Consider the following 25,810-nt stretch of genomic DNA (forward strand, 5'->3'; position numbering starts at 1 on the left):
CCTTGAAGGGGCACGGCCCGGGCGGTATCAACTGAGGAGCTGACGATGTGTCAGAAACCTTGGGGGTGCCGGCGTGAACGCACTCGTGGAAGCCGTCCTCGCGCAGCGCGGCCGGGAACGCGTCGCGCTGGTCGGAGAGGGCTTCGGATACAGCGGCGACGAGACGCTGTGCGCCGTCCGGGCGCGGGCCGCGTATCTGGGCGAGCAGCTCGCCGGTGCCGAGTACCCGCACGTCGGGCTGCTGCTGGAGAACACCCCGGACTACCTGTGGTGGCTCGAGGCCGCCGTCCTCGCCGGGGCGACGGTCGTCGGCGTCAACCCGACCCGGCGCGGGCCGGATCTGCGGCGTGACCTCACTCACACCGGCTGCGCCCTGCTCGTGACCGAGACGCGGCTGCTGCCGCTCGTCGCGGACCTCGACCTGGGCATCCCCGTCCTCGTCGTGGACTCCCCCGCTCACGACGAGGCGCTCGCGCCGTTCGCCGAGGCGGGCCCGCCGACGCGCCTTCCCGCGCCGGAGACCCGGCTGCTGCTGACCTTCACCTCCGGTTCGACCGGCGCGCCGAAGGCCGTCGTCTGCAGTCAGGGCCGCCTCGCCCGCGCCGGCGACAAGCTGCGGGCCCAGTACGGCCTGACCGAGGCGGACACCGGCTACGCCTGCATGCCGCTCTTCCACGGCAACGCACTGATGGGGCTGTGGGCGCCGCTCCTCCTCGCGGGCGGCACGATCGCGCTGCGCCGCCGCTTCTCCGCCGGCCGCTTCCTCGGCGACGTCCGGGCCTTCGGCGCGGGCTACTTCACCTACGTCGGTCGCGCCGTCTCCTACGTGCTGGCCACCGAACCGCAGCCCGACGACGCGGCCAACCCGCTGCGGCTCGGCTTCGGAACGGAGGCCGGGGCGGTGGACGCCGCTCGCTTCGAGCGGCGTTTCGGCTGCCGCCTGGTCGAGGGCTACGGCTCCTCCGAGGGCGGCTGCAACCTGCGGCAGGACCCGGCCGCACCGGCCGGCGCGGTCGGCCGCAGCGGCTCCGGGCCGCACGACGACCTCGCGGTCGTCGACCCGCGGACCGGTGCGGAACGCCCCCGGTCGCGTTTCGACGCGGCCGGGCGGCTGCTCAACGGCGACGAGGCGATCGGGGAGCTGGTCAACCGAACGGCCAGAGCCGGGTTCGAGGGTTACTGGCGCAACGAGGAGGCGGGCGCCGCCCGGCTGCGGAACGGCTGGTACTGGACCGGCGACCTCTTCCACCGCGACGCCGACGGCTGGTTCCACTTCGCCGGACGCAGCGCGGACTGGCTCCGCGTGGACAGCGAGAACCTGGCCGTCGCCGACATCGAGAACATCCTCGCCCGCTGGGAAGCGGCCGCGGCGGTCGCCGTCTACGCCGTGCCCGACCCGGTCGCGGGCGACCAGGTGATGGCGAGCGTCGAACTGCGGCCCGGTACGGTGCGTGGGGAGGAGCTCGCCTCGGGCTTCGCGCGGTTCCTGTCCCGTCAGCCGGACCTGGGCACCAAGATGCCGCCGCGTTTCGTCCGCTTCGTCGCGCGGATGCCGGTCACGGCCACCCACAAGACGGCCAAGACGGGCCTGCGGGAGGAGCGTTGGGATGCCGTCGGCGGCGACACCGTGCTGTGGCGGCCCTACGAGCGGTCGGCGGACGGTGAGCTGAGCTATCGCGTCCTCACGGCGGCGGACCGCGAGAAGCTCGCGGCGCTCTTCGCCGAGCACGGCCGGGCCGCCTTGATCGGTCGAAACCAGGTGCCGGAGCCGTGAGTCTCAGCGAAGATGTTGTCCGGCGGGTGATCCCCGCCGTGAAACCCGCTGCCTGACGAAGGGCCCACATGACCGACGGAATCGGCGAGCTGCTCCGGACGGAGCGGATCGAACTGCGTCCCATCACCCCGACCGTCGCCGCGGCGCTGCGCGCGGGCGGCAACGGCGGCCTCGACTGGCTGGGCGGCGCTCCGTTCGAAGGCACGGTGGACGCGTGCGGCGGCCTGCTGAAGGCCCACGAGGCAGGCCTGTACCAGGAGGCCTGGGGCGCGTACGCGATCGTCCTGCGCGCCGAGGGCGTCGCGGTCGGCGGCGTCGGCTTCCACGGTGCGCCGCGGGACGGCAGTTGTGAGATCGGCTACGACCTCGTGCCTCCCGCCCGAGGCCGCGGTCTCGCGACCGAGGCCGCACGGCTGGTCACGGCCTTCGCCCTCACCCAGCCCGGGGTCGACTACGTGGTGGCTCACACGGAACCGGACAACGTCGCCTCCCAGGCCGTCCTGGAGCGGGCCGGCTTCTCCCGCGACGGCGAGACCGAGGGCCTGCTCCGCTTCGTGCGGCGGTAGCCGCGCCTCCCCTCCCGCGGGAGGTTGCACTCACCCCGGCGGCGCGGAACCGCCTGCAACTTCCCAGAGGCGGTTCCGCGCCGCTGAGGTCACATGTGCCGCAGGAGTCCTACGGGTGACTCCACAGCGTCGGCGACGAAGCGGAGGAAGCCACCGGCTGTCGCGCCGTCGCAGACGCGGTGGTCGAAGGTGAACGAGAGCTGGACGACGCTGCGGACCGCCAACTCCTCTCCCACGACCCACGGCTTGCGTGCGATCCGGCCCACGCCGAGCATCGCGGCCTCGGGGTGGTTGATGATCGGCGTGGAGCCGTCGACGCCGAAGACGCCGTAGTTGTTCAGGGTGAAGGTGCTGCCCGTCAGCTCCGCCGGGGTGAGGCTGCCGGCGCGGGCGGACTCGGTGAGGCGGGCGATCTCCGTCGCCAGCTCCTCCGTGGTGAGCCGGTCCGCGTCGCGGACGACCGGGACGACAAGGCCGCGTTCGCTCTGCGCGGCGAAGCCGAGGTGGATCGCGCGGTGGCGGCGCACACCCGTCGGGTGGCCGTCAGGGCCCAGCTCCACGCTGGAGTTGAGCGCGGGGAAGCGGCGCAGCGCGGCGACGCAGACGCGCGCGAAGAGCGGCAGGACGCCGACGCCCACGGCGGCCTTCGCCTCCAGCAGGGCGGTGGCGTCCGCGTCGACCCAGCAGGTGGCGTCGGGGATCTCGGTGCGACTGCGGGCGAACCGCTCGGCGGCGATGCGCGCGCCGCCACGCAGCGGAATGAACTCGCCTTCCGTGGCCGTGGTGTTGGGCCCGGTCATCGGCACCGTCCGTGCCTGGACGGCGCGTTCGACGTCGGCGCGCATGATCAGGCCGTCCCGGCCGGTGCCGGAGACCGTGGCGAGGTCCAGGCCCTGCTCGCGCGCGAAGCGCCGCACCAGCGGGGAGATGACCGCGACGGCGTGCGCCGCCGGCTTCACCGCGACCGGAGCCTTCACCACGACCGGAGCGGGCACGGCGGCGGTCGGAGCCGTGGGGGAGCCCGGGTGGGCGACCCGGCGTCGCCGGGGGCCGCTGCTGTGGCTGGTGCCGTAGCCGACCAGGACGTTGCCCGAGCCGCTGTGGGCGTCGCCCTTGCCCTTGGGCGAGTCCGCCGTCGACGCCTCGCTCGTGGCGACGGTGATGAGCGGCGCGCCCACAGGGACGACTGCGCCCTCGGGGCCCGCCAGCGTGGTCACCACGCCCGGGTAGGGGCAGGGGACTTCGACGACCGCCTTCGCGGTCTCCACCTCGGCGACGGGCTGGTCGACGGCGATGACGTCGCCGACGGCAACGAGCCAGCGGACGATCTCCGCCTCGGTGAGGCCCTCGCCGAGGTCGGGCAGGACGAATTCGCGCACGGAGGCCATCGCGGTCACTGCTCCCACTGGAGTCGGGCCACCGCGTCGAGGATGCGGTCGACGCCGGGCAGGTGGTGGCGCTCCAGCATCGGCGGCGGGTAGGGGATGTCGAAGCCGGTGACCCGCAGCACGGGTGCCGCGAGGTGGTGGAAGCAGCGCTCCGTGACGCGGGCGGCGATCTCCGCGCCGGGACCGCCGAAGCCCGTGGCCTCGTGCACGACCACCGCGCGCCCGGTGGCGCGGACGGCCGCGGTCACGGTCTCGTCGTCGAAGGGCGTGAGCGAGCGCAGGTCCACGACCGCCAGGTCCCAGCCCTCGGCCTTGGCGGCCTCGGCGGCCTCCAGGCAGACCGGCAGGGAGGGACCGTAGGTGAGCAGCGTCGCGCTGGTGCCCTGGCGACGGACGACGGCCCGCCCGATCGGCTCGACCGGCCCGGGGGCGATCTCGTCCTTGGACCAGTACAGCCGCTTGGGCTCCAGGAAGACGACCGGATCGTCGGAGGCGATCGCGGCGCGCAGCATCCCGTAGCCGTCGGCGACGGTGGCGGGGGTGAGCACGTGCAGACCCGGCGTGTGGGCGTAGTAGGCCTCGCTGGAGTCGCTGTGGTGCTCGACGCCGCCGATGCCGCCGCCGTAGGGGATGCGGATGGTGATCGGCAGCGGCAGTCGTCCGGCCGTGCGGTTGCGCATCTTGGCGACGTGGGAGAGCAGCTGCTCGAACGCCGGGTAGGCGAAGGCGTCGAACTGCAGCTCCACGACAGGGCGCAGGCCGTACATGGCCATGCCGACGGCGGAGCCGAGGATGCCGGCCTCGGCGAGCGGGGTGTCCAGGCAGCGGTCCGCGCCGAACTCGGCGGCCAGACCGTCGGTGATGCGGAAGACGCCGCCGAGGGTGCCCACGTCCTCGCCCATCACCAGGACGGTCGGGTCCTCGCGCATGGCGTCGCGCAGGGCGGTGTTGAGGGCCTGGGCCATCGTCAGGGTCGTGGTGGCGCCGGAGGCGGCGGCGGGTGCGGTCGCGGTGCTCATCGTGCGTCGGCCTCCGCCGCGAGTTCGGCGGCCAGCAGGTCGGCCTGCTCCCGCAGTTGAGGGGTGGGCTCGGCGTAGACGTGGGTGAACAGGGACATCGGGTCCAGTTCCGGCTCGCTGTGGAACTCGGCGCGCATCTCCGCCGCGAGCTCCTCCGCGGCCTCGGCGGCGGCCGCCACGCCCGCGTCGTCGATCAGGTCGTGGTCGCGCAGGTGGCGCTCCAGGACGGTGAGCGGGTCGCGGGCCTGCCAGGCGTCGACCTCGTCGGGGGTGCGGTAGCGGGTCGCGTCGTCGGCGTTGGTGTGCGCCTCGAGGCGGTAGGTGACCGCCTCGACGAGGACCGGGCCGCGGCCGGAGCGGGCGTGCTCGACGGCCTCGGTGAGGACGGTGTGCATCGCGGCGGCGTCGTTGCCGTCCACCAGCCGGCCGGAGATACCGTAGCCGACGGCCTTGTGGGCCAGCGTCGGGGCCGCGGACTGCTTGGACAGCGGCACGGAGATCGCGTAGCCGTTGTTCTGCACCAGGAAGACGACCGGCGCGTTCAGCACGCCCGCGAAGTTCAGGGCCTCGTGGAAGTCACCCTCGCTGGTGCCGCCGTCGCCGACCAGGGTCAGCGCCACCACGTCGTCGCCGCGCAGGCGGGCCGCGTGGGCGAGCCCGACGGCATGCGGGGCCTGGGTCGCCAGCGGGGTGGACAGCGGTGCGGTGCGGTGGGCCTTGGGGTCCCAGCCGTGGTGAGCGTTGCCGCGCAGCAGCGTCAGCGCCTCGACGGGGCGCACGCCGCGGGAGACGACGGCGAGGGTGTCGCGGTAGCTGGGGAAGAGCCAGTCGTCCTCGCGCAGCACCAGCGCGGCGGCGATCTGGCAGGCCTCCTGCCCGGTCGAGGCCGGGTAGACCGCGAGTCGACCCTGCTTGGTCAACGTGGTGGCCTGCTGGTTGTAGCGACGTCCGAGCACCAGGCGACGGTAGAGGTCACGCAGCAGCTCGGGGTCGAGCTTGTCGGCGGCCGGGGTGTCGAGCAGGCGGAACGGCTCAGGGTCCGGCAGCAGCGGCGCGGGATCGCGCCGCGGGCCATGGGCGTTCGGCGGCCAGACGGAGGCCGACGGGCCCGCGGGTTGGTCGAGAAGGGTCATCTCGGCACCTCCGAGTGGGTGGGGAGAAAGTGGGGAGATGCGTGGGCACGGTGATGCTGTGGGAGTGGTGGCTCTCCCTACCGATTGTTCGGTCGAGAGATCGAACTGACTACTCTTGCGGCGCAGTGGTGGACAGACGGTTCACCGAGCGCTTCGCTGGAAGCAGGTCGTCCATTTCGGGAGGGCAGGGGGCCATGACCGCTGAACAGATGGCCGGTGGGGAACAGCGCTCGCTGGACCGGGTGGACCGGGCGATCCTGCGGCTGCTCCAGCAGGACGGGCGCGCCTCGATCCGGTCGGTCGCCGAGCGGGTGCACGTCTCGCGCGCCAACGCCTACGCGCGCATCGCGCGCATGGTGGAGGACGGCGTGATCCGGGGCTTCACGGCCCGCGTCGACCACGAGCGCGCGGGGCACGGCGCGTCGGCGTACGTGACGCTGAAGGTGGTGCAGAACTCCTGGCGGCAGGTGCGCACGGCGCTGCTGGACCTGCCGGGGGTGGAGCACATCGCGCTGGTCGGCGGCGAGTTCGACGTGCTGATGCTGGTGCACACGGTCGACAACCGCGCGCTGCGCGACCTGGTGCTGAACAAGATCCAGTCGATCCCGAACGTGCTGGCCACGCAGACGCTGCTGGTGTTCGAGGAGACGGACCGGCTGCCGGTCCTGCCCGACTAGGCCTGTCCTGGGCGTCGATCTTCGGCCGCGGCCGGGCCGGGGCGGCCCCGCAAGAGCGTCAGGCGGCCCGCAGGCCGTGGAAGGCCAGCTCGGTGACGGCGTCGACGACGCGGGCCGCGGACTTCGCCCCGTCCGGGCCGTCCGGGCGGTACCACTCGACCAGCGAGTTGATCATGCCGAAGAGCAGGCGGGTCGCGAGGCGCGGCTCGACGTCCGCGCGCAGTGAGCCCTCGGCGACAGCCTCGGCCAGCAGCTCGGCCACCCGGTGGTCGAACTCGCGCCGGCGCTGCAGCGCCCACTGCTCGGTCGCGGTGTTGCCGCGCACCCGCAGCAGCAGCGTCACGTAGGGCAGCTCGGCCAGCAGCACCTCCGTCGTGCGGTGCACGACGTGCTGGAGCCGGGCCAGTGCCGTCCCGCGCGTGGCCTCGGGCTCGTCCAGGGTGCCGAAGAGGCCGTCCAGGGCGCGGCCGACGGCGAGGCGGAGGAGCTCCTCCTTGCCCTTGACGTGGTGGTAGATCGAGGACTTGGAGATCCCGGCCGCCCGCGACAGGTCCTCCATCGAGGTGCCGTCGTAGCCGCGCTCGTTGAAGACCTGGACGGTGACGGCCAGCAGCGTGTCGACGGTGTAGGCGTCGCGGCGCGGCGCGCGGGAGGTCTCGACCATGTGGACGAGTATCACATCACGTTGTCCCGCCTCGCTCCCGTGTTCCCCCGCTAATCGTTGTAGTGCTATAACTGTTACAGGAATACAATGGGTTGAGAGAGGGGGCGGACATGCCCGAGCTCAGTGCGCGACGACGACTTCTGGTCCTGGCGGTCTGCTGCATGAGCCTGTTCATCGTGGGGCTCGACAACACGATCGTGAACGTCGCGCTGCCGTCGATCGCCCGCGATCTCGGCGGCGACGTCTCGAGCCTCCAGTGGGTCGTCGACGCCTATGTCGTCGTGCTCGCCTCGCTGCTGATCCTCGGCGGCTCGATGGGCGACCGCTTCGGCCGCCGCCGGGTCTTCCAGACCGGCCTCGCGCTCTTCACCCTCGGCTCCCTGGCCTGCAGCCTCGCCCCGGGCCTCGGCTGGCTGATCGGCGCCCGCATGCTGCAGGCGGTCGGCGGCTCGATGCTCAACCCGGTCGCCATGGGGATCATCACCAACACCTTCACCGACCCCAAGGAGCGCGCCCGCGCGATCGGCGTCTGGGGCGGCACGGTGGGCTTCAGCATGGCGCTCGGCCCGGTCGTCGGCGGCCTGCTGGTCGGCGCGGTGGGCTGGTCCTCGATCTTCTGGATCAACATCCCGGTCGGCCTGGCGGCCCTGGTCCTGGCCGGGCGCTTCGTCCCCGAGTCCCGGGCCCCGCGTCCGCGCCGGATCGACCCCTTCGGTCAGCTCGCGGTGATCACCCTGCTCGGCTCGCTCACCTACGGAATCATCGAGGCGCCGAAGGCGGGCTGGGGCTCGGCGCAGTCGCTGATCTGCTTCGGCCTGGCGGCCGCCGCGCTGGTCGTCCTGCTGATCGTCGAGTCGCGGCGCGAGGAGCCGCTGATCGAGCTGCGCTTCTTCCGCAGCGCGCCGTTCAGCGGCGCGACGCTGATAGCGATCAGCGGCTTCGCCGCACTCGGCGGGTTCCTCTTCCTCAACACCCTGTACCTGCAGGACGTGCGTGACTTCAGCGCGCTGCGGGCGGGCCTGGCCACCCTCCCGATGGCGCTGGCCACGGTCGTCTGCTCCCCGCTCAGCGGCCGCCTGGTCGGCTCGCGCGGCCCCCGGCTCCCGTTGGTGATCGCCGGCGTCGCGATGACCGCGAGCTCGCTGCTGATGGCCGGCCTGCGGCCGGACACCCCGCTGTGGCAGCTGCTGCTGGCCTACCTGGTCTTCGGTCTCGGCTTCGGCATGCTGAACGCCCCCATCACCAACACCGCCGTCTCCGGCATGCCCCGCGCCCAGGCGGGCGTCGCGGCGGCGGTCGCCTCCACCAGCCGCCAGACCGGCCAGGCGCTGGGTGTCGCGGTGATCGGCTCGGTGGTCACCTCCGCCGTGGTCGGCGGCCTGCACGCGGGGTTCGCGCAGGCGAGCCACATCGGTTGGTGGATCATGGTGGGCTGCGCGGCGGTCGTGCTGGTCCTGGGCGTCGCCACGACGGGTCAGTGGGCCCGGGGGACGGCCGAGCGGGTCTTCACCTCCGCGCCCGAGGAGAAGCGACAGAGTGTGAGCGCGGGATGAGCGAGCAGGCGCACGAGGATTCGGCAGAGGAATCCGCCCAGCGGGTCTACGCCGTCATGCGACGGCTGGTCCTGGAGGCGGACGACCGCAAGCAGCGGGTCGCGGAGGCGCTGGGCATGAGCTTCAGCCGGGCCAAGGCGCTGAGGCTCCTGGCGGAGGGCCCGCTGCGGATGCGCGAGCTGACCTCCCGGCTGCTGACGGACAAGCCGTACACCACGCTGGTGGTCGACGACCTGGAAGGGCGCGGCTTCGTCGTCCGCACCCAGGACCCGGACGACCGTCGGTGCAAGGTCGTCACCCTCACCGAGGCCGGCTGCGAGGCCGCTGCGCGGGCGACGGGCATCCTGACCACGCCCCCGGCGGAGCTGATGGCTCTGCCGACGGAGGATCTGGCGGATCTGGACCGCATCCTGGGGAAGTTGCACTGACCTGAGGGGCGCGAGGCTTTCTCGACGACTGCGTGCGCGACAAGCCACCCGGTGTGGTGTGTCGCCGAGCGCGCAGGGCCATCCGCATGCCGGTGGTTTCTCGCGCAGTTCCCCGCGCCCCTGGGTGTTGCCTGGAACTCACCGTTTCAACCGACCGATCATTCGGTTACGGTAGGTCGTGGCAGAGTCGCCGCCCGGAGCCCATGAGGAGTGCGCGTCATGACCGCAGCCACGGTCCACCCGATGATCGACCGTCACCAGGAGACCCTTGAGCGCGCGGTGAGCGCCCTCGCCGAGCGGGACTACTGGTCGCCGTACCCCGAATTCCCGAAGGCCTACGGCGAGGACGCCCTCGCCGTCGGCGGTGCCGCGTTCGAGGCCCTGAAGGGCACCACTCGCCTCGCCGCGGACGAGCTCGTCGGCCCCGCCGCCGACGCCGGAGGCGAGGTCTCGCCGTTCGGTGAGCCGCTGAACATCGCGTACGGCCACCGCTCCGCCGACGCGCTGATGGCCGCGGCCATCGCCGCGCAGCCCGCGTGGGCGCAGGCCAGCCCGGCGCTGCGGGCCGCGGTCTGCCTGGAGATCCTGGCGCGGATCAACGCCCGCTCGGTCGAGTTCGGCTTCGCCGTCCAGCACACCACCGGGCAGGCCTTCGGCATGGCCTTCCAGGCCGGTGGGCCGCACGCCCAGGACCGCGGTCTGGAGGCCGTGGCCGTCGCCTACGCCGAGCAGACCCGGATCCCGGCCAAGGCCAACTGGACCAAGCCGCAGGGCAAGCGCGACCCGCTCCAGATGGAGAAGGAGTTCATCGTCCGGCCGCGCGGCGTCGGGCTGGTCATCGGCTGCAACACCTTCCCGACCTGGAACGGCTTCCCGGGCCTCTTCGCCTCGCTGGCGACCGGCAACGCCGTCGTCGTGAAGCCGCACCCGCGGGCCGTCCTGCCGCTGGCTCTCACCGTCGAGATCGCCCGCGAGGTGCTGACCGAGGCCGGCTTCGACGCCGACGTCGTGCAGCTGGCGCCGGAGAAGCCGGGCGAGGGGCTCGCCAAGACGCTGGCGACCCGGCCCGAGGTCGCGATCATCGACTACACCGGCTCGACCGCCTTCGGCGACTGGCTGGAGGAGAACGCCCGCCAGGCGCAGGTCTACACCGAGAAGGCCGGCGTCAACACCGTCCTGATCGAGTCCACCGACGACTACGCGGCCGCGCTCGGGAACCTGGCGTTCAGCCTCTCCCTCTACAGCGGCCAGATGTGCACCACGCCGCAGAACCTGCTGATCCCGCGCGCCGGTATCGCCACCGACCAGGGCGAGAAGTCCTTCGCCGAGGTCGTCGCCGACCTCGCCGCCGCCCTCGGCAAGCTCCTGGGCGACGACGCGCGCGCCGCGCAGCTCCTGGGGGCGGTGGTGAACCCGGGCGTGCTCCAGCGTGTCGAGCGGGCCGAGAAGGGCGAGTACGGCGAGCTCGCGCTCGCGCCGCGCGCGGTGGTGAGCCCGGAGTTCCCGGAGGCAGTGATCCGCACGCCCGCGCTGGTCACCCTGGACGCGGCCAAGGACGCGCTGCCGGGCGAGTGCTTCGGCCCGGTGGCCTTCGCCATCGCCGTGGACTCCGCCGCGCAGGGCGTGGAGCTGCTGGCCGAGACCGTCCGGACCCGCGGCGCGATGACCGCGGCCGCCTACACGACCTCGCCCGAGGTCGAGCGCGCGGTGGTCGACGCAGCCGTGGACGCCGGCGTCTCGCTCTCGCTCAACCTGACCGGCCAGGTCTTCGTCAACCAGACCGCCGCCTTCTCCGACCTGCACGGCACCGGGGCGAACCCGGCCGCGAACGCGGCCTACGCCGACGCCGCTTTCGTCGCGAGCCGTTTCCGTGTGATGGAGGTCCGCCGCCACAACGGCTGATTCCTCGCGCAGGTGTTGGCATAAGAAGCGGCGCGGGGTGTTGGCATAAGAGCCGCGTTGGCATAAGAGAAAGGCGGGGCCGTCCAGGATTCTCCTGGGCGGCCCCGCCGCTTTGCACTGACACGGGTGTAGGCGTTCTGTTGCGCCTTTTACACGCTGTAGGTGGCCCTGGGAGGGCCGAATCACGCAGGGTAAGCGGTGATGCGGATCACGTCGTCGTGACTGGGCTTTGATAACAATTCCGCCCCCAACTCACTGGGTAGGCATGGAATCCGCAGCTCAGGACCTTTAATGTCGGTCCCCATCGCAACGTCGGAAAGGACCTCTGGACAGCCCCCGCGTCTTTGAGAAAGGCACTCCCCCGAACATGACGGGTTCCAGCTCTTTTGAGCTCGCGCGCTACACGAACCGCACCAGGCTGACGTCGACCGCTCGCCGCATGAGCCGGCGTTCGCTGCTGCGCGGCGCGATGGTCGGCGGGATCGCCGTGGCGGGCGCGAGTGCGCTCTCCGCGTGCGGTGTCCAGGGCCATGTGCTGCCGCCCGGCTCCAAGGAGAACGGCCAGGCCGGCCACGACTACTCGGACGTCGAGAAGACGGTCGTCTTCGCCAACTGGCCGGCGTACATCGACGTCGACGCGAAGGACCAGAACAAGCGGCCCACGCTGGACGCGTTCGTCAAGCAGAGCGGCATCCAGGTCGACTACCTGGAGATCATCAACGACAACAACGACTGGTACAACAAGATCGACCCGTCGTTGGTCAAGGGCATCGACACCGGCTACGACATCATGGTCGTCTCCGACTACATGGTGGCCAAGTACCGGACGTACGACTACATCCAGTCGTTCGACCTGGCGAACATCCCGAACCACTCGAAGCTGCTGCCCAGCGTGCTGCACGACCCGACCGACCCGGGCCGCCTGCACTCCATCCCGTGGGCGTACGGCTACACCACCATCGCCTACAACTCCAACCTGGTGAAGACGCCGATCACCTCGATCGCCGAGCTGTTCACCCGGCCCGACCTCAAGGGAAAGGTGTCCCTCTTCGCGGAGATGGAGGACACCGTCGCGATGGCGCTGCTGGCACTGGGGCTGAACCCGGAGCAGTTCACCGACGCGCAGTTCAACCAGGCGCTGGAGTACATCCGCCGGGCCAAGGACGCCGGCCAGATCCGTGCCTTCACCGGCAACGACTACCTGAGCGACTTCCAGCAGGGCAACACCGCCGTCACCATGGCCTACTCCGGTGACGTCGCCCAGCTCGGCAAGCCGAACCTGGTGACCGTGGACCTGCCCAAGGAGGGCCTGCTGGCCTGGTCCGACAACATGGTCATCCCCAACTTCGCGCGGCACAAGAAGAACGCCGAGAAGCTGATGAACTACTACCTCCAGCCGGAGGTATCGGCCGAGCTCACCGACTACATCGATTACATCCCTTCGGTGCAGGGCGCCGTCGCCGCCCTGCAGCAGCTCGACTCGGACGCCGCCGCAGTGCCGCTGATCGTGCCGACCAAGGAGATGCAGGCCAAGGCGCGCGGCTTCATGGCGCTCAGCATCGCCCAGTTGAACGACTACACCAGCCGCTTCCAGCAGATCACCGGCCAGTAGTCCTGCCCACGGAGAGAAGAGTCCCGATGAGTTCCCACGACGTACTCGGCCGCACCGAGGGCGGAGACCTCCGCCTGGTCGGCCTCACCAAGCGCTACGGCTCCTTCACCGCGGTGGACGACCTGAGCCTGACGATCCCCCAGGGGTCGTTCTTCGCCCTGCTGGGCGCCTCCGGCTGTGGCAAGACCACGACGCTGCGCATGATCTCCGGTCTGGAGGACCCGACGGTCGGCCAGATCTTCCTGGGTGAGCAGGAGGTCACCGACCTCAAGCCCTACCGACGTCCGGTCAACACGGTGTTCCAGAACTACGCGCTCTTCCCGCACCTGGACATCTTCGAGAACGTGGCCTTCGGCCTGCGCCGCCGCGGCGTCAAGGACGTCAAGAAGGCCGTGACCGACATGCTCGACCTGGTCGAGCTCGGTCACCTGGCCAAGCGCAAGCCGACCCAGCTCTCCGGCGGTCAGCAGCAGCGCATCGCGCTGGCCCGCGCGCTGATCAACCAGCCGCAGGTGCTGCTGCTGGACGAGCCGCTGGGCGCGCTGGACCTCAAGTTGCGCCGCCAGATGCAGATCGAGCTGAAGCGCATCCAGACCGAGGTCGGCCTCACCTTCGTGCACGTCACGCACGACCAGGAGGAGGCCATGACCATGGCCGACACCATCGCGGTCATGAACCACGGCCGGATCGAGCAGCTCGGCTCCCCCGCCGACCTCTACGAGAACCCGGCGACCACCTTCGTCGCCAACTTCCTGGGCCAGTCCAACCTGATCCCGGCCTCGGTCGAGGGCGAGAAGGACGGCGTGGTCTCCGTCTCCGCGCACGGCCAGCAGCTCAAGGTCGACACCAGCCGCTGCCGCTCCACCAGCGGCAAGATCATCCTGGGTGTCCGCCCGGAGAAGGTCCAGATCGCCACCGGTCGCGGCGAGGTCCCGGACGGCTACAACGCGCTGGTCGGCGGCAAGGTCGTCGACACCAGCTTCATCGGCGTCTCCACCCAGTACCTGGTGCAGATGCCGTCCGGCGAGGAGCTCTCCGTCTTCGAGCAGAACACCGGTCGCGCCATCCAGCGCCCGGGCGCCGAGGTCGTCGTCTACTGGGACCCGAGCCAGGGCTTCGGCCTCGAGGGCTCCCAGGACATCGAGGCCGGCGCCGAGGTCGACGAGGAGGCTGCGGCATGACGACTCTCACCGAGGCGCCCGCCCCGGTCGAGGAGCGCGCGCCGGACCGCAAGCCCCGCCGCAACTGGACCCCGTGGGTGCTGCTGCTCCCCGGCCTGCTCTGGCTGACCGTCTTCTTCCTGGTCCCGATCCTGACCTCGGTCTCGGCCTCGGTGCAGACGGGCGACTACGACGACGGCTTCAAACTCACCTGGCACTGGGCCAACTACCACGACGCGATCGCCGACTTCGGCCCGCAGTACTACCACTCGCTGGTGTACTCGCTGCTGACGACGATCGTCTGCCTGGCGCTGGCCTACCCCGTCGCCTACTTCATCGCCTTCAAGGGCGGCCGGTGGAAGACGCTGCTGATGGCCCTGGTCATCGTGCCGTCCTTCACCAGCTTCCTGATCCGCACCATCGCCTGGAAGACGATCCTCGCGGACAACGGCACGGTGGTGCACACGCTCAACAGCCTGCACCTGCTGAAGATCACGACGGCGCTCGGCTGGACCGTCGGCAACCACGTGCTGGCCAGCCCGGCCGCGGTGGTCTGCGGCATGGTCTACAACTTCCTGCCGTTCACGATCCTGCCGCTGTACACCTCGCTGGAGAAGATCGACCCGCGCCTGCACGAGGCCGGCGCCGACCTGTACTGCAGCGCGTTCACCACCTGGCGTCGGATCACCCTGCCGCTGTCGATGCCCGGTGTCATCGGCGGCACCCTGCTGACCTTCATTCCGGCGGTCGGTGACTACATCAACGCCCAGCTGCTGGGCAACCCGAACACGACGGTGGTCGGTCAGCGCATCGAGGACCTGTTCCTGCGTCAGACCAACGGCTACCCGGTCGGCTCCGCGATGTCGGTCGTGATGATGGTCGGCACGCTCGTCATCGTCATGACGTACATCTGGCGGGCCGGGACGGAGGACCTGCTCTAGTGGCTACTCAGACCATCTCCACCGCTCCCGCCCCCGGCGGCGGCGCGCAGCTGAAGGTGCGCCGGCGCAGCCCGCTCGCCTGGGCCAGGCAGCACGTCCTGCTGGTCGTCACCTTCCTGGTGTTCGTCTTCATGCTGCTGCCGAACGCCGTCATCCTGTGGATGTCGTTCAACTCGCCCGAGGGCAAGTTCAACTACACCTGGAACAAGTTCTCCCTGGACGCCTGGAAGAACCCCTGCTCCAACAGCACGATGTGTCACAGCATCGGGCTGTCGCTGGAGATCGGCGTGGTCGCAACGATCATCGCTACGATCCTCGGCACGATGATCGCCTTCGCCATGGTCCGGCACCGCTTCAAGGCGCGCAGCGGCATCAACGCCCTGCTGTTCCTGCCGATGGCCGCCCCCGAGGTGGTCATGGGTGCGACCCTGGCGGCGCTGTTCTTCAACACCATCGGCCCCGGCGGGATGGGCTTCTGGACCATCACCATCGCCCACGTGATGTTCTGCATCTCGTACGTCGTGGTGACGGTCAAGTCCCGTCTGGCGGGCATGGACCCGACGCTGGAGCGGGCGGCGCAGGACCTCTACGCCACCCCGGCCCAGACGTTCATGAAGGTCACCCTGCCGCTGGTCGCCCCGGGCATCGGCGCGGCCGCGCTGCTCGCCTTCGCGATCTCGATCGACGACTACATCATCACGGTCTTCACCGCGGGCAACTCGGAGACCTTCCCGATGTACATCTTCGGCTCGGTGCAGCGCGCCTACCCGGCGCAGATCGACGTCATCGGCTCGCTGATGCTGCTCGGCACCATGGCCGTGATCGCGGTCTCGCAGGTCCTCAACCAGATGCGGGCGGCGCGCAAGAAGTAGCCCTCGTTTCTGTGGCTGATCCCCGTCCGGCTCGTCCGGGCGGGGATCAGCCTTTTTGCTGCGCGTAGTGGCGGGCGGCCTTGGCGCGGTTGCCGCAGTTGGCCATGTCGCACCAGCGGCGGCGCCCGTTCTGGGAGGTGTCGAAGAACGTCAGGATGCAGCGCTCGTGCGCGCATTCGCGGATGCGCGAGGGGCCGCGCGCCAGCAGCCGCAGGTAGTCGTCGGCGGCCAGCCAGGCCGCCAGCCAGACCGGGTCGGTAACGTCGGGCTCGTCGTGGGGTTGCCCGTCCCTGTCGAGGGTGCGGCGGATCCGGCCGTGGGAGAGGACCGCGTTGAGCGCCTCGGTGTCGCGCGGATCGGCGCGCAGCGCGAGCAGCGCGGTGCGGGTCTGGAGCAACGCCTCGAGCGCTGCGGGGGAGTCGGGAACGCGGTCGGTCAGGCCGTTGGAGGCGAGCCAGATCGCCAGACCGTTCGGCTGCTGGAAGAGCTGCTCGTCGTGCCAGCGGGTGTTGAGCAGGTCCAGCGAGAGCGGTTCGCCGCGCAGTGGGCGGGGGTCCTGGTCGGCGAGGGCGTCCATGGAGGGAGTCTAACCGTTCAGGCGTCGAGTAGCGGTTGCGGTGCTTCGGTTCTAACCCTTACTGTCGTGTTGAACGGTTAGACATCGCCTTCCTCTTCTCGGAACGGGAGTCCGTCCATGCCCGCCTCGCTGCGCACCGGCCACATCGGGATCAACGTCACCGACCTGGACCGCTCGGTCGCCTTCTACCGCGACGTCCTCGGGCTGGAGGTGATGGGAGGCAGCGAGCCCGGCACGCCCCCGGAACGCCGCCGGGCCCGGCTCGGCAGGAAGGGCGAGCTCGTGCTCACCATCTGGCAGCAGGCGTCCGGCGCCCATCCCACCGACCGGCCCGGCCTGCACCACCTCTCGTTCGAGGTGGACTCCGTCGAGGAGGTCCGCGAGGCGGAATGGGCGCTCAAGGAGCGCGGCGCGAGTTTCCACCACGACGGGATCGTGCTGCACGGCCCCGGCCAGGACTCCGGCGGCATCTTCTTCGCCGACCCGGACGGCACCCGGCTGGAGATCTTCACCGCGAGCGGCGTGGCCGCGGAGGGCTCCGCGCCCCACGCCGACGCGCCCACCTGCGGCTTCTTCTAAGGAGGTTCGGCATGGCGACGACGACCGGCTACCACGCGGGCGAGCTCGCGGCCCAGGTGCGGCTCGGGGACACCGCGCGGGCGGAGCACCTCGGCCGCAGCATCCGCAGCACCGTCCCCTCGGTCGCGGCGGCGTTCCTGGCGGAGCGGCAGCTCCTGGTCGTCGGCGCCGCCGACGAGACCGGGCGGATGTGGGCGACGGTGCTGACGGGCTCGCCCGGCTTCGTCTCCGTCCCCGACGAGCGGACGGTCGTCGTGGCCGCGTCCCCGCGCCCCGACGACCCGCTGGTCGGCGTGCTGCGGGGGAGCACGCCGACCAGCGTCGGCACCATCGCGCTCGAACCCGCGACGCGACGCCGGATGCGGGTCAACGGCACCGTGCAGGCCGGGCCGCCAGGCCTCCTGCTCCACACCGAGCAGGTCTTCTCCAACTGCCCCAAGTACATCCAGAAACGGCGCCCGGTCCGGCAGACCCCGACCGTCGAGCCGGGAACGGCGCGTCACAGTGCGGAGCTGTCGACGGCGCAGCAGGCGTTCGTCGCGACTGCCGACACGTTCTTCCTGGCCACCGCCGATGCGGAGGGCCATGTGGACGCCTCGCACCGGGGCGGCCTCCCCGGATTCGTCGAGGTCCTCTCGCCGACCCGGCTGCGGTGGGCCGACTACGTGGGCAACGGCGCCTACATGACGCTGGGCAACCTGGAACTGAACCCGCGTGCGGGACTCGTCCTGCCGGACTGGGAGAGCGGTGACACGCTCCTGCTCACGGGTGAGGCCCGGACCGACTGGCAGGAGCGGTCGGTGGAGTTCGAGCTGACGGCCGCGGTCCTGCTGCCCGGCGCGCTGCCGCTGCGCTGGACCGAGCCGGAGTATTCCCCGGCCAACCCCCCTCTACGCTGAGGACCGTGATCGACGTCGAGGAACGCTGGGCCGAGTTGGCGGCGGGCGGGGACACCGTCCTGCTGGAGGGCTTCCATGCGCTGAAGCACGCGCTGCGCTTCGGGGCGGTGGTGCCCCTTGCGGTGACCTCCGATCCGGCGGGGCTGGCGGAACTGGCCTCCGCTCTGGCGCCTGACCTGGGCGGCGTCGATGCCGTCCCGGTCTCCACGGAGGTCCTGCGCCGTCTGGTCCCCCGCCCGCACCCGACGGGCGTGGCCGCCCTGGCCCTTCGTCCACAGCCTGTGGACAACGCGGCGCGGACCAGCCCGTTCGTGGTCCTTGAGAACCCCCGCAACCTGGGCAACATCGGCGCGGTCATCCGCCTCGCCGCCGGCTTCGGCGCCGCGGGCGTCCTCACGACGGGCGACGTCGACCCCTGGCACCCGACGGCGGTCCGCGGCGCGGCGGGCCTGCACTTCGCGACCTCGGTGGCACGCACCTCGCTGGACGCCCTGCCCTCCGGGCCGGTCTTCGCCCTGGACCCGGAGGGCGTCTCCATCCACGACGTCACCTTCCCGGATGACGCTCTGCTCGTTTTCGGCTCGGAGCGCCACGGGGTGACGGATGATGTGAAAGGGATGGCCACCTCTACTGTGGCCATCCCTATGCGTCCTCACGTCTCCAGCTTCAACCTCGCCACCTCGGTCGGCATGGCGCTGTTCCACTGGCAGGGCCGCTCACGTCAGTAGGCGGGAGCCGCCATCCCCAACCTGTGGAGAACCTCGGCGAAGTGCGCGGGCCCTGCCGCGCAGCTCGGCCGACCCGAGGCTGACGGTGATGTCGGGCTCCGGCAGCGGCCGGTGCGAGCGATGCAGCAGGTGCCGCACCACGGAGGTGAACAGCAACCGCCGGGTGACCCAGTCCTGGAAGAGGCGGGCAGTGGGCTTGTCGGAGCGGAGAACGAGCTTGTAGAGCCCGCTCTCGTTCACCAGGTTCAGGGTCTGGTTACCGCGGCCGTAGGCATTCCTGCCTGTGGGTTCGTCGTATGCCTCGCTCTGGGCGAGGCATACGGTCCGCATGTCCACCGTGCGGGTCTCGTCGCTGTGGAGGTTCTTGACAGCGTCGCTCGGATTGCGGCGGCCGAGGACGCGGCAGATGTCCATGGTGGCGAACCACGGCTCGTCGTCGATGATCACGACGCGGATGGGCTGTCCTGTGGTCGGGAACTCGGCATGCATCAGGCGGGTGTCCATGGTCTACCGAACTCCGTTCAGGACGGTGAGGACGTCGGTCGGGGCGCCGGCGATGAGCAGGACCGAGCTGGGTGGCGCAGCCGGTCGGCGGTGGCAGGCGCGGGCGAGATCGGTGAGGCGGACCGGCGGGCAGGGGTGGCGGGTCCTGCTGCCGAGGATGCCGATGCGTTCGGGGCGGCAGCGGAAGTGCGGTCCGTAGGGCGGGCCGTCGTCCTCGTGAGGGGCGGGGAAGACCGGGTCCATCGCGCCGTGGGGGCAGTGGACGAAGCCGTCGGAGTAGAGCTGGAACGTCTGCCCGAGCAGCTCGAACGCGCTGACAGGCTCGGGGTCCGCGACGCTGTCCAGGTCCAGGACCTCGGCGAAGCTCTCCACCGTGCGCTCGCGCGGGTCGCCACGGCGGATGGAGGGGAGGAGCTCGCGGGTGACCCAGTCCTGGAAGGGCCGGGCCGTGGCCCTGTCGGAGCGCGTGATCAGTCGGTAGAGGCCCCTCTCGCTGATGACGTCGAGGCTCGAGTTCCCTCGGAAGGACCCGCGGTGACCAGCGGGTTCGTGAACACCGTCACTTGGAGTGCGGGTATTCACGGCCCTGACCTCATCCGTGGGGAGGAGCCTCACGGCCTGGGTCGGCTCGGTCCTGCCGAGGATCCGGCAGACGTCGGCGACGGCGAACCACGGCTCGTCGTCGATCAGGATGACGCGGAGGGGTTGCCCCGTGGTGGGGAACACCGCGTGGAGCATTCGCGTGTGCATGACGCGCCCTTTCGGGTGGGTGCTGGAGCGCCCTGCACAACGCGGGTTATCGGATGACCGACACGGCCTCTTGCTCGCGCTCGGTGGCGCGGGGGGCGCGCATGATCGTCTGGCGCAAGACTGGCGTGGAGGCGACCCGCGCCACCCCCTTAGCCACCCCCTGGCCGACTCGGACGAGGAAGCCGGTGGGGAGGAAGACCGCGTCGGCGGTGATCATCGCGAGGGAGAAGAAGGGGAGCCCGAGGACGACCGCGATGGCAAGGTGCTCGGTCATCATCAGCGCCAGCATCAGGTTCTTGATGCGCCGGTTGAAGACCAGGAACGGGAAGCCGACCTGAGCGATCACCGTGCCGTAGGTGATCAGGGTGACCAGCGTGCTGTTGGTGCCGAGCATGTTGTTGAGGGCCGGCCAGGGCTCGAAGTAGTGCAGGTGGAGCGGGTACCAGAGGGCGGTCCCGCCCTGCCACAGCGAACCCTGGATCTTGTACCAGCCGGCGGTGGCGTAGATGAAGCAGACCTCCGCCGCGATCACCAGCATCGCGGCGTTGTGGAGCAGCGCGGTCAGCGCGTCGAGCAGGGCCGAGCCCTCGCTCTCCGGCGCGCGGCGGGTGAGCGCGCCGCGCAGGCCGGCCAGCAGCCAGCAGAGCCAGAAGAAGGTGCCCCAGGTGTAGAGGCCGAGATCCAGCATGCCGAGCTTGGCGAAGCCGGTGAGCTGACAGAACGCCAGGGCCGTCCCCAGCAGCAACCACACCGCGACGCCGGCCGGATCGCCCGCGCGCCGCGTGCCGAGGCGCGCGGCGCGGGCGTCCAGGGACCAGACCTCGCCGCAGCGGGTGAAGACGAGGTAGATCGCCATCAGGTGGACGACGTTGTCGCCGCCGTCGCCGACCAGGACCGCGCGGTTCTGCAGCGAGAGCACCAGCACCATGAAGACCAGCGAGGTGGCGCGGGTGCGCCAGCCCAGCAGCATCAGCACGCTGACCGCGATCGCCGCGACGTACACGCACTCGAACCACCAGCCCGCGTCGGACCAGGCCAGCACGGAGAACGCATGGTTCGTCGAGAGCAACTGACGGGACAGATCCCCGCTCCACGGCGAGAGGTCGCCGTACAGGACGCGGCGGTGCGGCCACTCGCGCAGCAGGAACGTGCCGAAGGTCAGCGCGACGCCGATGCGCACGATCGCCGCCTGGTAGCGGGCGAGCGTGCGGCCGGTGACGGTGGTCCAGCCCTGGAAGGCGGCGTCGGCGCCGCGGGTCAGAAGGGCGCGCATCAGGAGACCCCCAGGCCGCGGTAGTCGTCGTCGGTGGCCGGCCACCACGCCAGCTGGCGGTAGGACGGTGCGGTGGTCGCGGGTGCGCCGGTCCAGGTGGGGCCGGTGACGTCGGTGGTGGCGGAGCGGAACTGGATCTGGATGACGGGTTCCCCGTGCCAGTCCCGTCCGATCCGCTGCAGGCCGATGCGCTTGAGGTACTCCACCGAGAGCGGTCCGCCGAAGCCGGTGGACTTCTCGTTCTGGTCGTGCCAGGCGGTGTAGTAGTCCCAGGCGCGGCGCAGCAGGTTCTGGTTGACGTGGCTGGGGAACGGGTTGTCGCGGATCGCGGCGACGTCCTGGGCGGTGAGGTCGATCCACGGCGACTCGGTGCGGCCGCCGTCGGGGTCGAGGGTCTGCACGCGTGCCTGGACCGCGATGTTCTGCTGCAGCGGGTTGGGTGCGAACAGCTGCCAGTTCTGCTCGAACTCGGGCATCACGTGCGCGTTGACCGTGGTGGCGTTGTGCTGCGAGATCGGGTTGCTGGGCGCGATGGAGAGGAAGACGGTGCCCAGGTGGTAGACCACGGCGACCGCGACGGCGATCACGGCGGCGTAGAGGACCAGCAGGGACGGCAGCGACCAGCGGCGTTCCTGCCCGGCCTCGGGCTCGTCGGTTCCGTCGTGCTCGGTCTCGGTGGTCTCGGTGGTCTCGGTGTCGGTGGCCTCGGCGTCGTTGGTCCGGCCGTCTGCGGGGCCGGCTTCGTCCGGTGCGGTTCGGGGCGCGGGTATGGGTTCGTACGCGGTCGCGCCGTCCGGCTCGTCTGCCACTTGTACCCGCCTCGCCGCTCCACTGATGTCTGAGCACGGTACTGATGTCGGCGGCCTGTGCGCGACCCTTCCGTGTATCTAGAACTTGTTCTAATCTGACGCACTGTCAGCATCTGCTTCGGAAGGGGCGCCCCGTGGACTTCACCTTCACCGACGCGCAGCAGGCCGCTGCCGAGGCGGCCCGCGGCGTCTTCGCGGACGTCGCACCGGACGGGGGCGTGCCCAGCCCCGCCCTCGGCATCGAGCCGGTGGCCGCGGACATCGACCGGGAGCTGTGGCAGCGCCTGGCCAAGTCCGACCTGTTGGGCATCGCGCTCGCCGAGAGCCACGGCGGCGCGGGGCTGGACGAGATCGCCTGGTGTCTGGTGCTGCGCGAGTCGGCACGGGTGCTGGCGCGCGTCCCGCTGCTGGAGGCCGGCGCGGCCGCCCTGGCCGTCCAGACTTTCGGCGCGGAGGAGCTGCGGCGCAGGCTGTTGCCGGAGGTCGCCGCAGGCCGTCTGCTGCTCGGGGTCGCCGCGCACGGCCGCAGTGGCCACGAGGCGGCCGACGAGGCGGTGACGGCGCAGCCGGTCGCGGGCGGCTGGGCGCTGACCGGGGAGCAGACCGCCGTCGCCTGGGCGCCGGTCGCGGACCTGGTCCTGGTCCCGGCGCGTGGCCCCGAGGGCACGGTGCTGCTGCTCGTCGACCCGCGTGGGGCGGGGGTGACCCTGGAGCGCCAGGTGTCGACCAACGGCGAGCTCGCCGGGCGGCTGGTCTTCGGCGGCGCGTTCGTCGAGTCTTCCTGGCAGCTCGGACCGGTCTCGGCGGACGGCGCCAACTGGCGTGCGGTGCGGGCCTGGCTGATCGTGGGCGTCGCCGCGCTCTGCCTGGGCCTCGGTGAGGCGGCCTTGAGGCTCACCTCCACGTACGCCTCCAAGCGCGAGCAGTTCGGGCATCCGATCGCCACCTTCCAGGCGGTGGCCGTGCAGTCCGCCGACCGCTACATCGACCTGCGGGCGATGGAGGTCACGCTGTGGCAGGCGGCATGGCGCGTCGCCCACGGCGCCGACCTCGCCGACCGGATGCCGCTGGACGCGGACCTGGCCACGGCGAAGATCTGGTCCGCGGAGGGCGTCCGCGCGGTGGCGTCGACGGCCCAGCACCTCCACGGCGGCATCGGGGCGGATCTCGACTACCCGCTCCACCGCTACCACGCCTGGGCGAAGCACCTCGAACTCCTCCTCGGGCCCGCGGCGGCCTTCGAGCAGGAGTTGGGTGACCTGCTGGCGGAGCACCAGCTGCCTTGAGTTCCGCTCCGGCGCGCGGGAACGAGCGCCCGGTGCGCTGTGGTTGCATGAGAGACACCATGGAGCGCTACGCATACGACGCCGTCGTCCTGGCCGGCGGCGCCGCCCGCAGGCTGGGTGGCGAGGACAAGCCCGCGCTGGTCGTCGGGGGGATGGCGCTGCTCGACCGGGTGCTGGCCGCCTGCGCGGACGCCGGTACGACGGTCGTCGTCGGCCCCGAGCGCGCGACCGCGCGCCGCGTGCGGTGGGCGCGGGAGGAGCCGCCCGGCGGCGGGCCGGTCGCCGGGCTGGCGGCCGGCCTGGCGCAGGTCGCCGCCGAGGTGACGGTGCTGCTCGCCGCCGACCTGCCGTTCCTGGACGCGGCCACCGTGCACCGCCTGCTCGACGCGCTGGCGGAGCCCGATGTCGACGCCGCCGTGCTGGTGGACGCGGGCGGCCGCGAGCAACTCCTCACCGCCGCCTATCGCACCGGGCCGCTCCGGGTCGCGCTCGCCGCCGTGGGGGATCCGGACGGGGCGCGGCTGCGGGCCGTCACGGGGGCGCTCCGCACCCTGCGGCTGCCCGACCCGACCGGCGCGGCCGTGGACTGCGACACCTGGGAGGACGTCGAGCGGGCCAGGAAACGCGCGCGGAACCTCGCGGACACGCAGGGAACACCACCCTGATGCACGCCGCCGGCGCGCCCATCGGGGACGATGGAGGCGTGCTGGATGACTGGATCGCCGCTGCGAAGACCGAGCTCGGGATCGACCTGGAGGTCGACGTCCACGGGCTGCTCGACATGACCCGGGACGTCGCGCACGGCGTTGCGCGCCCCGCCGCGCCGTTGACCGCGTTCCTGGTGGGGTACGCGGCGGCCTCGGCCGGGGGCGGTCCGGAGGCGGTTGCGGAGGCGAACCGGAAGGCCGCGCAGCTCGCGCTGCGCTGGGCCGCGGACCGCGCCGAGGAGCACCCGGAATGACGGGTCGCGAGGTCGAGACGGACCTGCTGGCCGCCTATCCGTATCTGCTGCCGCAGGCGTCGACCCCGCCGTCCCCGCCCGAGCCGGACCGTCCGTTCGACTACGAGGCGGGCGCGGAGGAGCTGCCGCCCGCTCCTCGGTCGCCTGGAGCGGACTCCTCCTTCGACCAGGTGCTGGACGACGCCTTCGGTCTGGTCGGCCCCTCCGCGGCATCAAGATCACGAAATGCAACACGTGGCGCATTTGATGATCTTGATAAGCCGGGCGACGCCGACCCGTCCGTTCCCCCGCCCGCGACCCACCCGGGCGAACTCGGCTGGCAGCAGGCGCGCGCGGTCGCCGCGCACGCGGGCGCGCGCCCGCTCGGCACGGAGGAGCGGGACGCGGCGGACGCGCTGGGCGCCGTCCTCGCCGCCCCCCTGACGGCCGCCACGCACCTGCCCCCCTTCGACACCTCCGCCATGGACGGCTGGGCCGTCTCCGGCCCCGGCCCCTGGCGGCTGCGGGAGCCGGCCGAGGGCGAGGGGCTGGCCGGTCGGCCGCCGGCAGCCTCGCTGCAGGACGGCGAGGCCGTGCGGATCGCGACCGGCGCGCCCGTTCCCGGCGACGCCACCGCCGTGCTGCGGCGTGAGGACGGCATCGTCCGCACCGAAGGCGTCGAGCTGGCCTGCCGTCCCGGCACCCTGTCCCCGCCGCTCGGGCGGGACATCCGCCCGCGCGGCCAGGAGTGCCGCAGCGGCGAGGTGCTGCTTCCGGCCGGGGCGTCGGTGACGCCCGCCGTGCTGGGCCTGGCCGCGGCCGCCGGGGTCGACCGGCTGACCGTGCATCGCCGACCCGTCGCCGAACTCCTGGTGCTGGGCGACGAGCTGCTCACCGAGGGCGTACCCGGGGACGGCCGGATCCGGGACGCGCTCGGCCCGATGCTGCCCGGTTGGCTCGCCGCCTACGGTGCGACCGTCATCCGCGTGCGCCGGATCGGCGACGACCGGGACGCGCTCGTCGCCGCCCTGCGTGACGCCGACGCGGACGTCGTGGTCACCACCGGCGCGACGGCGTCCGGCCCGGCGGACTTCCTGCACCCGGCGCTGACCGAGATCGGCGCGAGACTGCTGGTCGACGGTGTCCGGGTGCGGCCCGGCCACCCCATGCTGCTGGCCGAGCTGCCCGGGTCGGCCGAGCCGGGCGCGTCGGCGCAGTCGGCCGACGCGCGGGAACCGGCGGCCGCGCGGGCGCAGCGTACGGAGGCGGGCGGCCGTCCCCGGTACCTCGTCGGACTACCCGGCAACCCCCTCGCCGCCGCCGTCGGCGCGGCCACGCTCGCCGAGCCGCTGCTGCGCGGCCTGGCCGGCTGTCCGGCCGCGGAGCCGTACCGGGTCACCGCCGCCGCGGAGTTCGCAGGTCAGACCGGCCACACCCGTCTCGTTCCCGTCGCCCTGCCCGAGCGCGGCGCTGTGCCCTTGCGGCACGACGGCCCCGCGATGCTGCGCGGGCTCGCGCTCGCCGAGGGTCTGGCCGTGGTGCCGCCCGGCGGCGTCGCGCCGGGCCGCCCGATCGAGGTGCTGGACGTGCCGTGCGGCTGAGGCCGGGCCATCGCGTGGCGACGGCCTCGGTGTCGGCCTCGGCCACGGCCACGGCCACGCGGGAGCGTGATCCGGGAGGGATTGCGGCAGAGCTGCGGCAGATCGTGCTGCCCGAGTCCGAGCGTGCCCACGACTCGCCGCTGCTGCGTGGCCCGGAGGCGCGCTCCGGGACCGG

The 25,810-nt window shown here is 71.7% G+C and carries 24 protein-coding genes and 1 pseudogene; 16 read left to right on the plus strand and 9 right to left on the minus strand.

Annotation, left to right across the window (positions count from 1 at the left end; all coding sequences use genetic code 11):
* Positions 1-73 precede the first annotated feature (73 nt).
* Entirely contained in the window at positions 74-1,774 is a 1,701-nt protein-coding gene (locus TR49_RS07570) for an AMP-binding protein (protein ID WP_084724662.1), read from the plus strand.
* Between the two features lie 68 nt (positions 1,775-1,842).
* Positions 1,843-2,340: a GNAT family N-acetyltransferase gene (locus TR49_RS07575; protein WP_042378616.1), complete on the plus strand. Its 498-nt coding sequence runs from the start codon at positions 1,843-1,845 to the stop codon at positions 2,338-2,340.
* 89 nt (positions 2,341-2,429) lie between these two features.
* Here the strand turns inward: TR49_RS07575 and TR49_RS07580 are convergent, their stop codons facing one another.
* The 3 genes from TR49_RS07580 to pdhA are packed head-to-tail and all read right to left on the minus strand — an operon-like array spanning position 2,430 to position 5,880.
* Entirely contained in the window at positions 2,430-3,728 is a 1,299-nt protein-coding gene (locus tag TR49_RS07580) for a dihydrolipoamide acetyltransferase family protein (RefSeq protein ID WP_042379036.1), read from the minus strand.
* A 5-nt stretch (positions 3,729-3,733) separates the two neighbouring features.
* Positions 3,734-4,747 (minus strand): alpha-ketoacid dehydrogenase subunit beta, encoded by a 1,014-nt coding sequence (locus TR49_RS07585; protein ID WP_042378617.1) that lies wholly within the window; start codon positions 4,745-4,747, stop codon positions 3,734-3,736.
* Entirely contained in the window at positions 4,744-5,880 is a 1,137-nt protein-coding gene (gene pdhA, locus TR49_RS07590) for a pyruvate dehydrogenase (acetyl-transferring) E1 component subunit alpha (RefSeq protein WP_042378619.1), read from the minus strand. The genes TR49_RS07585 and pdhA overlap by 4 nt, the downstream gene beginning before the upstream one ends.
* 194 nt (positions 5,881-6,074) lie before the next feature.
* On the opposite strand from pdhA, the gene TR49_RS07595 reads away from it, so the two are divergent.
* Entirely contained in the window at positions 6,075-6,557 is a 483-nt protein-coding gene (locus TR49_RS07595; RefSeq protein WP_084724663.1) for an Lrp/AsnC family transcriptional regulator, read from the plus strand.
* Between the two features lie 58 nt (positions 6,558-6,615).
* Here TR49_RS07595 and TR49_RS07600 read toward each other — a convergent pair whose 3' ends face one another.
* Complete coding sequence (locus TR49_RS07600; RefSeq protein ID WP_042378628.1) at positions 6,616-7,221, minus strand: TetR/AcrR family transcriptional regulator; 606 nt, start codon at positions 7,219-7,221, stop codon at positions 6,616-6,618.
* 110 nt (positions 7,222-7,331) lie between these two features.
* Here TR49_RS07600 and TR49_RS07605 point away from each other — a divergent pair, with 110 nt between their 5' ends.
* The 7 genes from TR49_RS07605 to TR49_RS07635 all read left to right on the plus strand — a co-directional run bounded on the left by TR49_RS07605 (position 7,332) and on the right by TR49_RS07635 (position 15,689).
* Positions 7,332-8,774, plus strand: a complete 1,443-nt coding sequence (locus TR49_RS07605) for an MFS transporter (RefSeq protein ID WP_042378630.1) — start codon at positions 7,332-7,334, stop codon at positions 8,772-8,774.
* A complete protein-coding gene (locus tag TR49_RS46325; RefSeq protein ID WP_042378633.1) occupies positions 8,771-9,202 on the plus strand; it encodes a MarR family winged helix-turn-helix transcriptional regulator in 432 nt (143 codons plus the stop codon). Before TR49_RS07605 ends, TR49_RS46325 begins: the two co-directional genes overlap by 4 nt.
* A 219-nt stretch (positions 9,203-9,421) precedes the next feature.
* Positions 9,422-11,104: a phenylacetic acid degradation protein PaaN gene (gene paaN, locus TR49_RS07615; RefSeq protein WP_042378635.1), complete on the plus strand. Its 1,683-nt coding sequence runs from the start codon at positions 9,422-9,424 to the stop codon at positions 11,102-11,104.
* A gap of 439 nt (positions 11,105-11,543) precedes the next feature.
* The gene (locus TR49_RS07620; protein ID WP_052434089.1) at positions 11,544-12,716 is read left to right on the plus strand and encodes an ABC transporter substrate-binding protein; all 1,173 of its coding nucleotides are present in this window, start codon (positions 11,544-11,546) and stop codon (positions 12,714-12,716) included.
* Positions 12,717-12,742: 26 nt separating this feature from the next.
* Complete coding sequence (locus tag TR49_RS07625; protein WP_042378639.1) at positions 12,743-13,897, plus strand: ABC transporter ATP-binding protein; 1,155 nt, start codon at positions 12,743-12,745, stop codon at positions 13,895-13,897.
* The gene (locus tag TR49_RS07630) at positions 13,894-14,817 is read left to right on the plus strand and encodes an ABC transporter permease (protein ID WP_042378640.1); all 924 of its coding nucleotides are present in this window, start codon (positions 13,894-13,896) and stop codon (positions 14,815-14,817) included. Before TR49_RS07625 ends, TR49_RS07630 begins: the two co-directional genes overlap by 4 nt.
* 131 nt (positions 14,818-14,948) lie before the next feature.
* Complete coding sequence (locus TR49_RS07635; protein WP_084724691.1) at positions 14,949-15,689, plus strand: ABC transporter permease; 741 nt, start codon at positions 14,949-14,951, stop codon at positions 15,687-15,689.
* Positions 15,690-15,735: 46 nt separating this feature from the next.
* On the opposite strand, the gene TR49_RS07640 is transcribed toward TR49_RS07635, so the two are convergent.
* Positions 15,736-16,266 carry a CGNR zinc finger domain-containing protein gene (locus TR49_RS07640; protein ID WP_042378642.1) on the minus strand — a complete coding sequence of 177 codons (531 nt, stop codon included), beginning with the start codon at positions 16,264-16,266 and terminating at the stop codon, positions 15,736-15,738.
* Between the two features lie 117 nt (positions 16,267-16,383).
* Between TR49_RS07640 and TR49_RS07645 the strand changes: the two genes are divergently transcribed.
* From TR49_RS07645 to TR49_RS07655, 3 genes are read left to right on the plus strand one after another with little or no spacing between them, the layout of a single operon-like run.
* Positions 16,384-16,845: a VOC family protein gene (locus TR49_RS07645; RefSeq protein ID WP_042378644.1), complete on the plus strand. Its 462-nt coding sequence runs from the start codon at positions 16,384-16,386 to the stop codon at positions 16,843-16,845.
* 11 nt (positions 16,846-16,856) lie between these two features.
* Positions 16,857-17,744 carry a pyridoxamine 5'-phosphate oxidase family protein gene (locus TR49_RS07650; protein ID WP_042378646.1) on the plus strand — a complete coding sequence of 296 codons (888 nt, stop codon included), beginning with the start codon at positions 16,857-16,859 and terminating at the stop codon, positions 17,742-17,744.
* The gene (locus TR49_RS07655) at positions 17,741-18,472 is read left to right on the plus strand and encodes a TrmH family RNA methyltransferase (protein ID WP_042378649.1); all 732 of its coding nucleotides are present in this window, start codon (positions 17,741-17,743) and stop codon (positions 18,470-18,472) included. The genes TR49_RS07650 and TR49_RS07655 overlap by 4 nt, the downstream gene beginning before the upstream one ends.
* Here TR49_RS07655 and TR49_RS07660 read toward each other — a convergent pair.
* The 4 genes from TR49_RS07660 to TR49_RS07675 are packed head-to-tail and all read right to left on the minus strand — an operon-like array spanning position 18,461 to position 21,808.
* Positions 18,461-18,976 carry a BRO-N domain-containing protein gene (locus TR49_RS07660; RefSeq protein ID WP_052434091.1) on the minus strand — a complete coding sequence of 172 codons (516 nt, stop codon included), beginning with the start codon at positions 18,974-18,976 and terminating at the stop codon, positions 18,461-18,463. The genes TR49_RS07655 and TR49_RS07660 overlap by 12 nt on opposite strands.
* Positions 18,977-18,979: 3 nt before the next feature.
* The gene (locus tag TR49_RS39720) at positions 18,980-19,726 is read right to left on the minus strand and encodes a BRO-N domain-containing protein (protein ID WP_052434092.1); all 747 of its coding nucleotides are present in this window, start codon (positions 19,724-19,726) and stop codon (positions 18,980-18,982) included.
* Positions 19,727-19,772: 46 nt separating this feature from the next.
* Entirely contained in the window at positions 19,773-20,999 is a 1,227-nt protein-coding gene (locus TR49_RS07670) for an HTTM domain-containing protein (protein WP_052434093.1), read from the minus strand.
* Entirely contained in the window at positions 20,999-21,808 is an 810-nt protein-coding gene (locus tag TR49_RS07675) for a DUF5819 family protein (protein ID WP_052434094.1), read from the minus strand. Before TR49_RS07675 ends, TR49_RS07670 begins: the two co-directional genes overlap by 1 nt.
* Before the next feature lie 134 nt (positions 21,809-21,942).
* Between TR49_RS07675 and TR49_RS07680 the strand changes: the two genes are divergently transcribed.
* From TR49_RS07680 to TR49_RS07690, 3 genes and pseudogenes are all read left to right on the plus strand, one after another.
* Entirely contained in the window at positions 21,943-23,094 is a 1,152-nt protein-coding gene (locus TR49_RS07680; protein WP_042378651.1) for an acyl-CoA dehydrogenase family protein, read from the plus strand.
* Between the two features lie 47 nt (positions 23,095-23,141).
* A pseudogene (locus TR49_RS07685) lies at positions 23,142-24,055 on the plus strand (NTP transferase domain-containing protein).
* Positions 24,052-25,635, plus strand: a complete 1,584-nt coding sequence (locus TR49_RS07690; RefSeq protein WP_084724664.1) for a molybdopterin molybdotransferase MoeA — start codon at positions 24,052-24,054, stop codon at positions 25,633-25,635. The pseudogene TR49_RS07685 and the gene TR49_RS07690 overlap by 4 nt, the downstream one beginning before the upstream one ends.
* Positions 25,636-25,810 lie beyond the last annotated feature (175 nt).

The organism is Streptacidiphilus melanogenes (genome assembly GCF_000787835.1).
Classification (GTDB): Bacteria; Actinomycetota; Actinomycetes; order Streptomycetales; family Streptomycetaceae; genus Streptacidiphilus; species Streptacidiphilus melanogenes.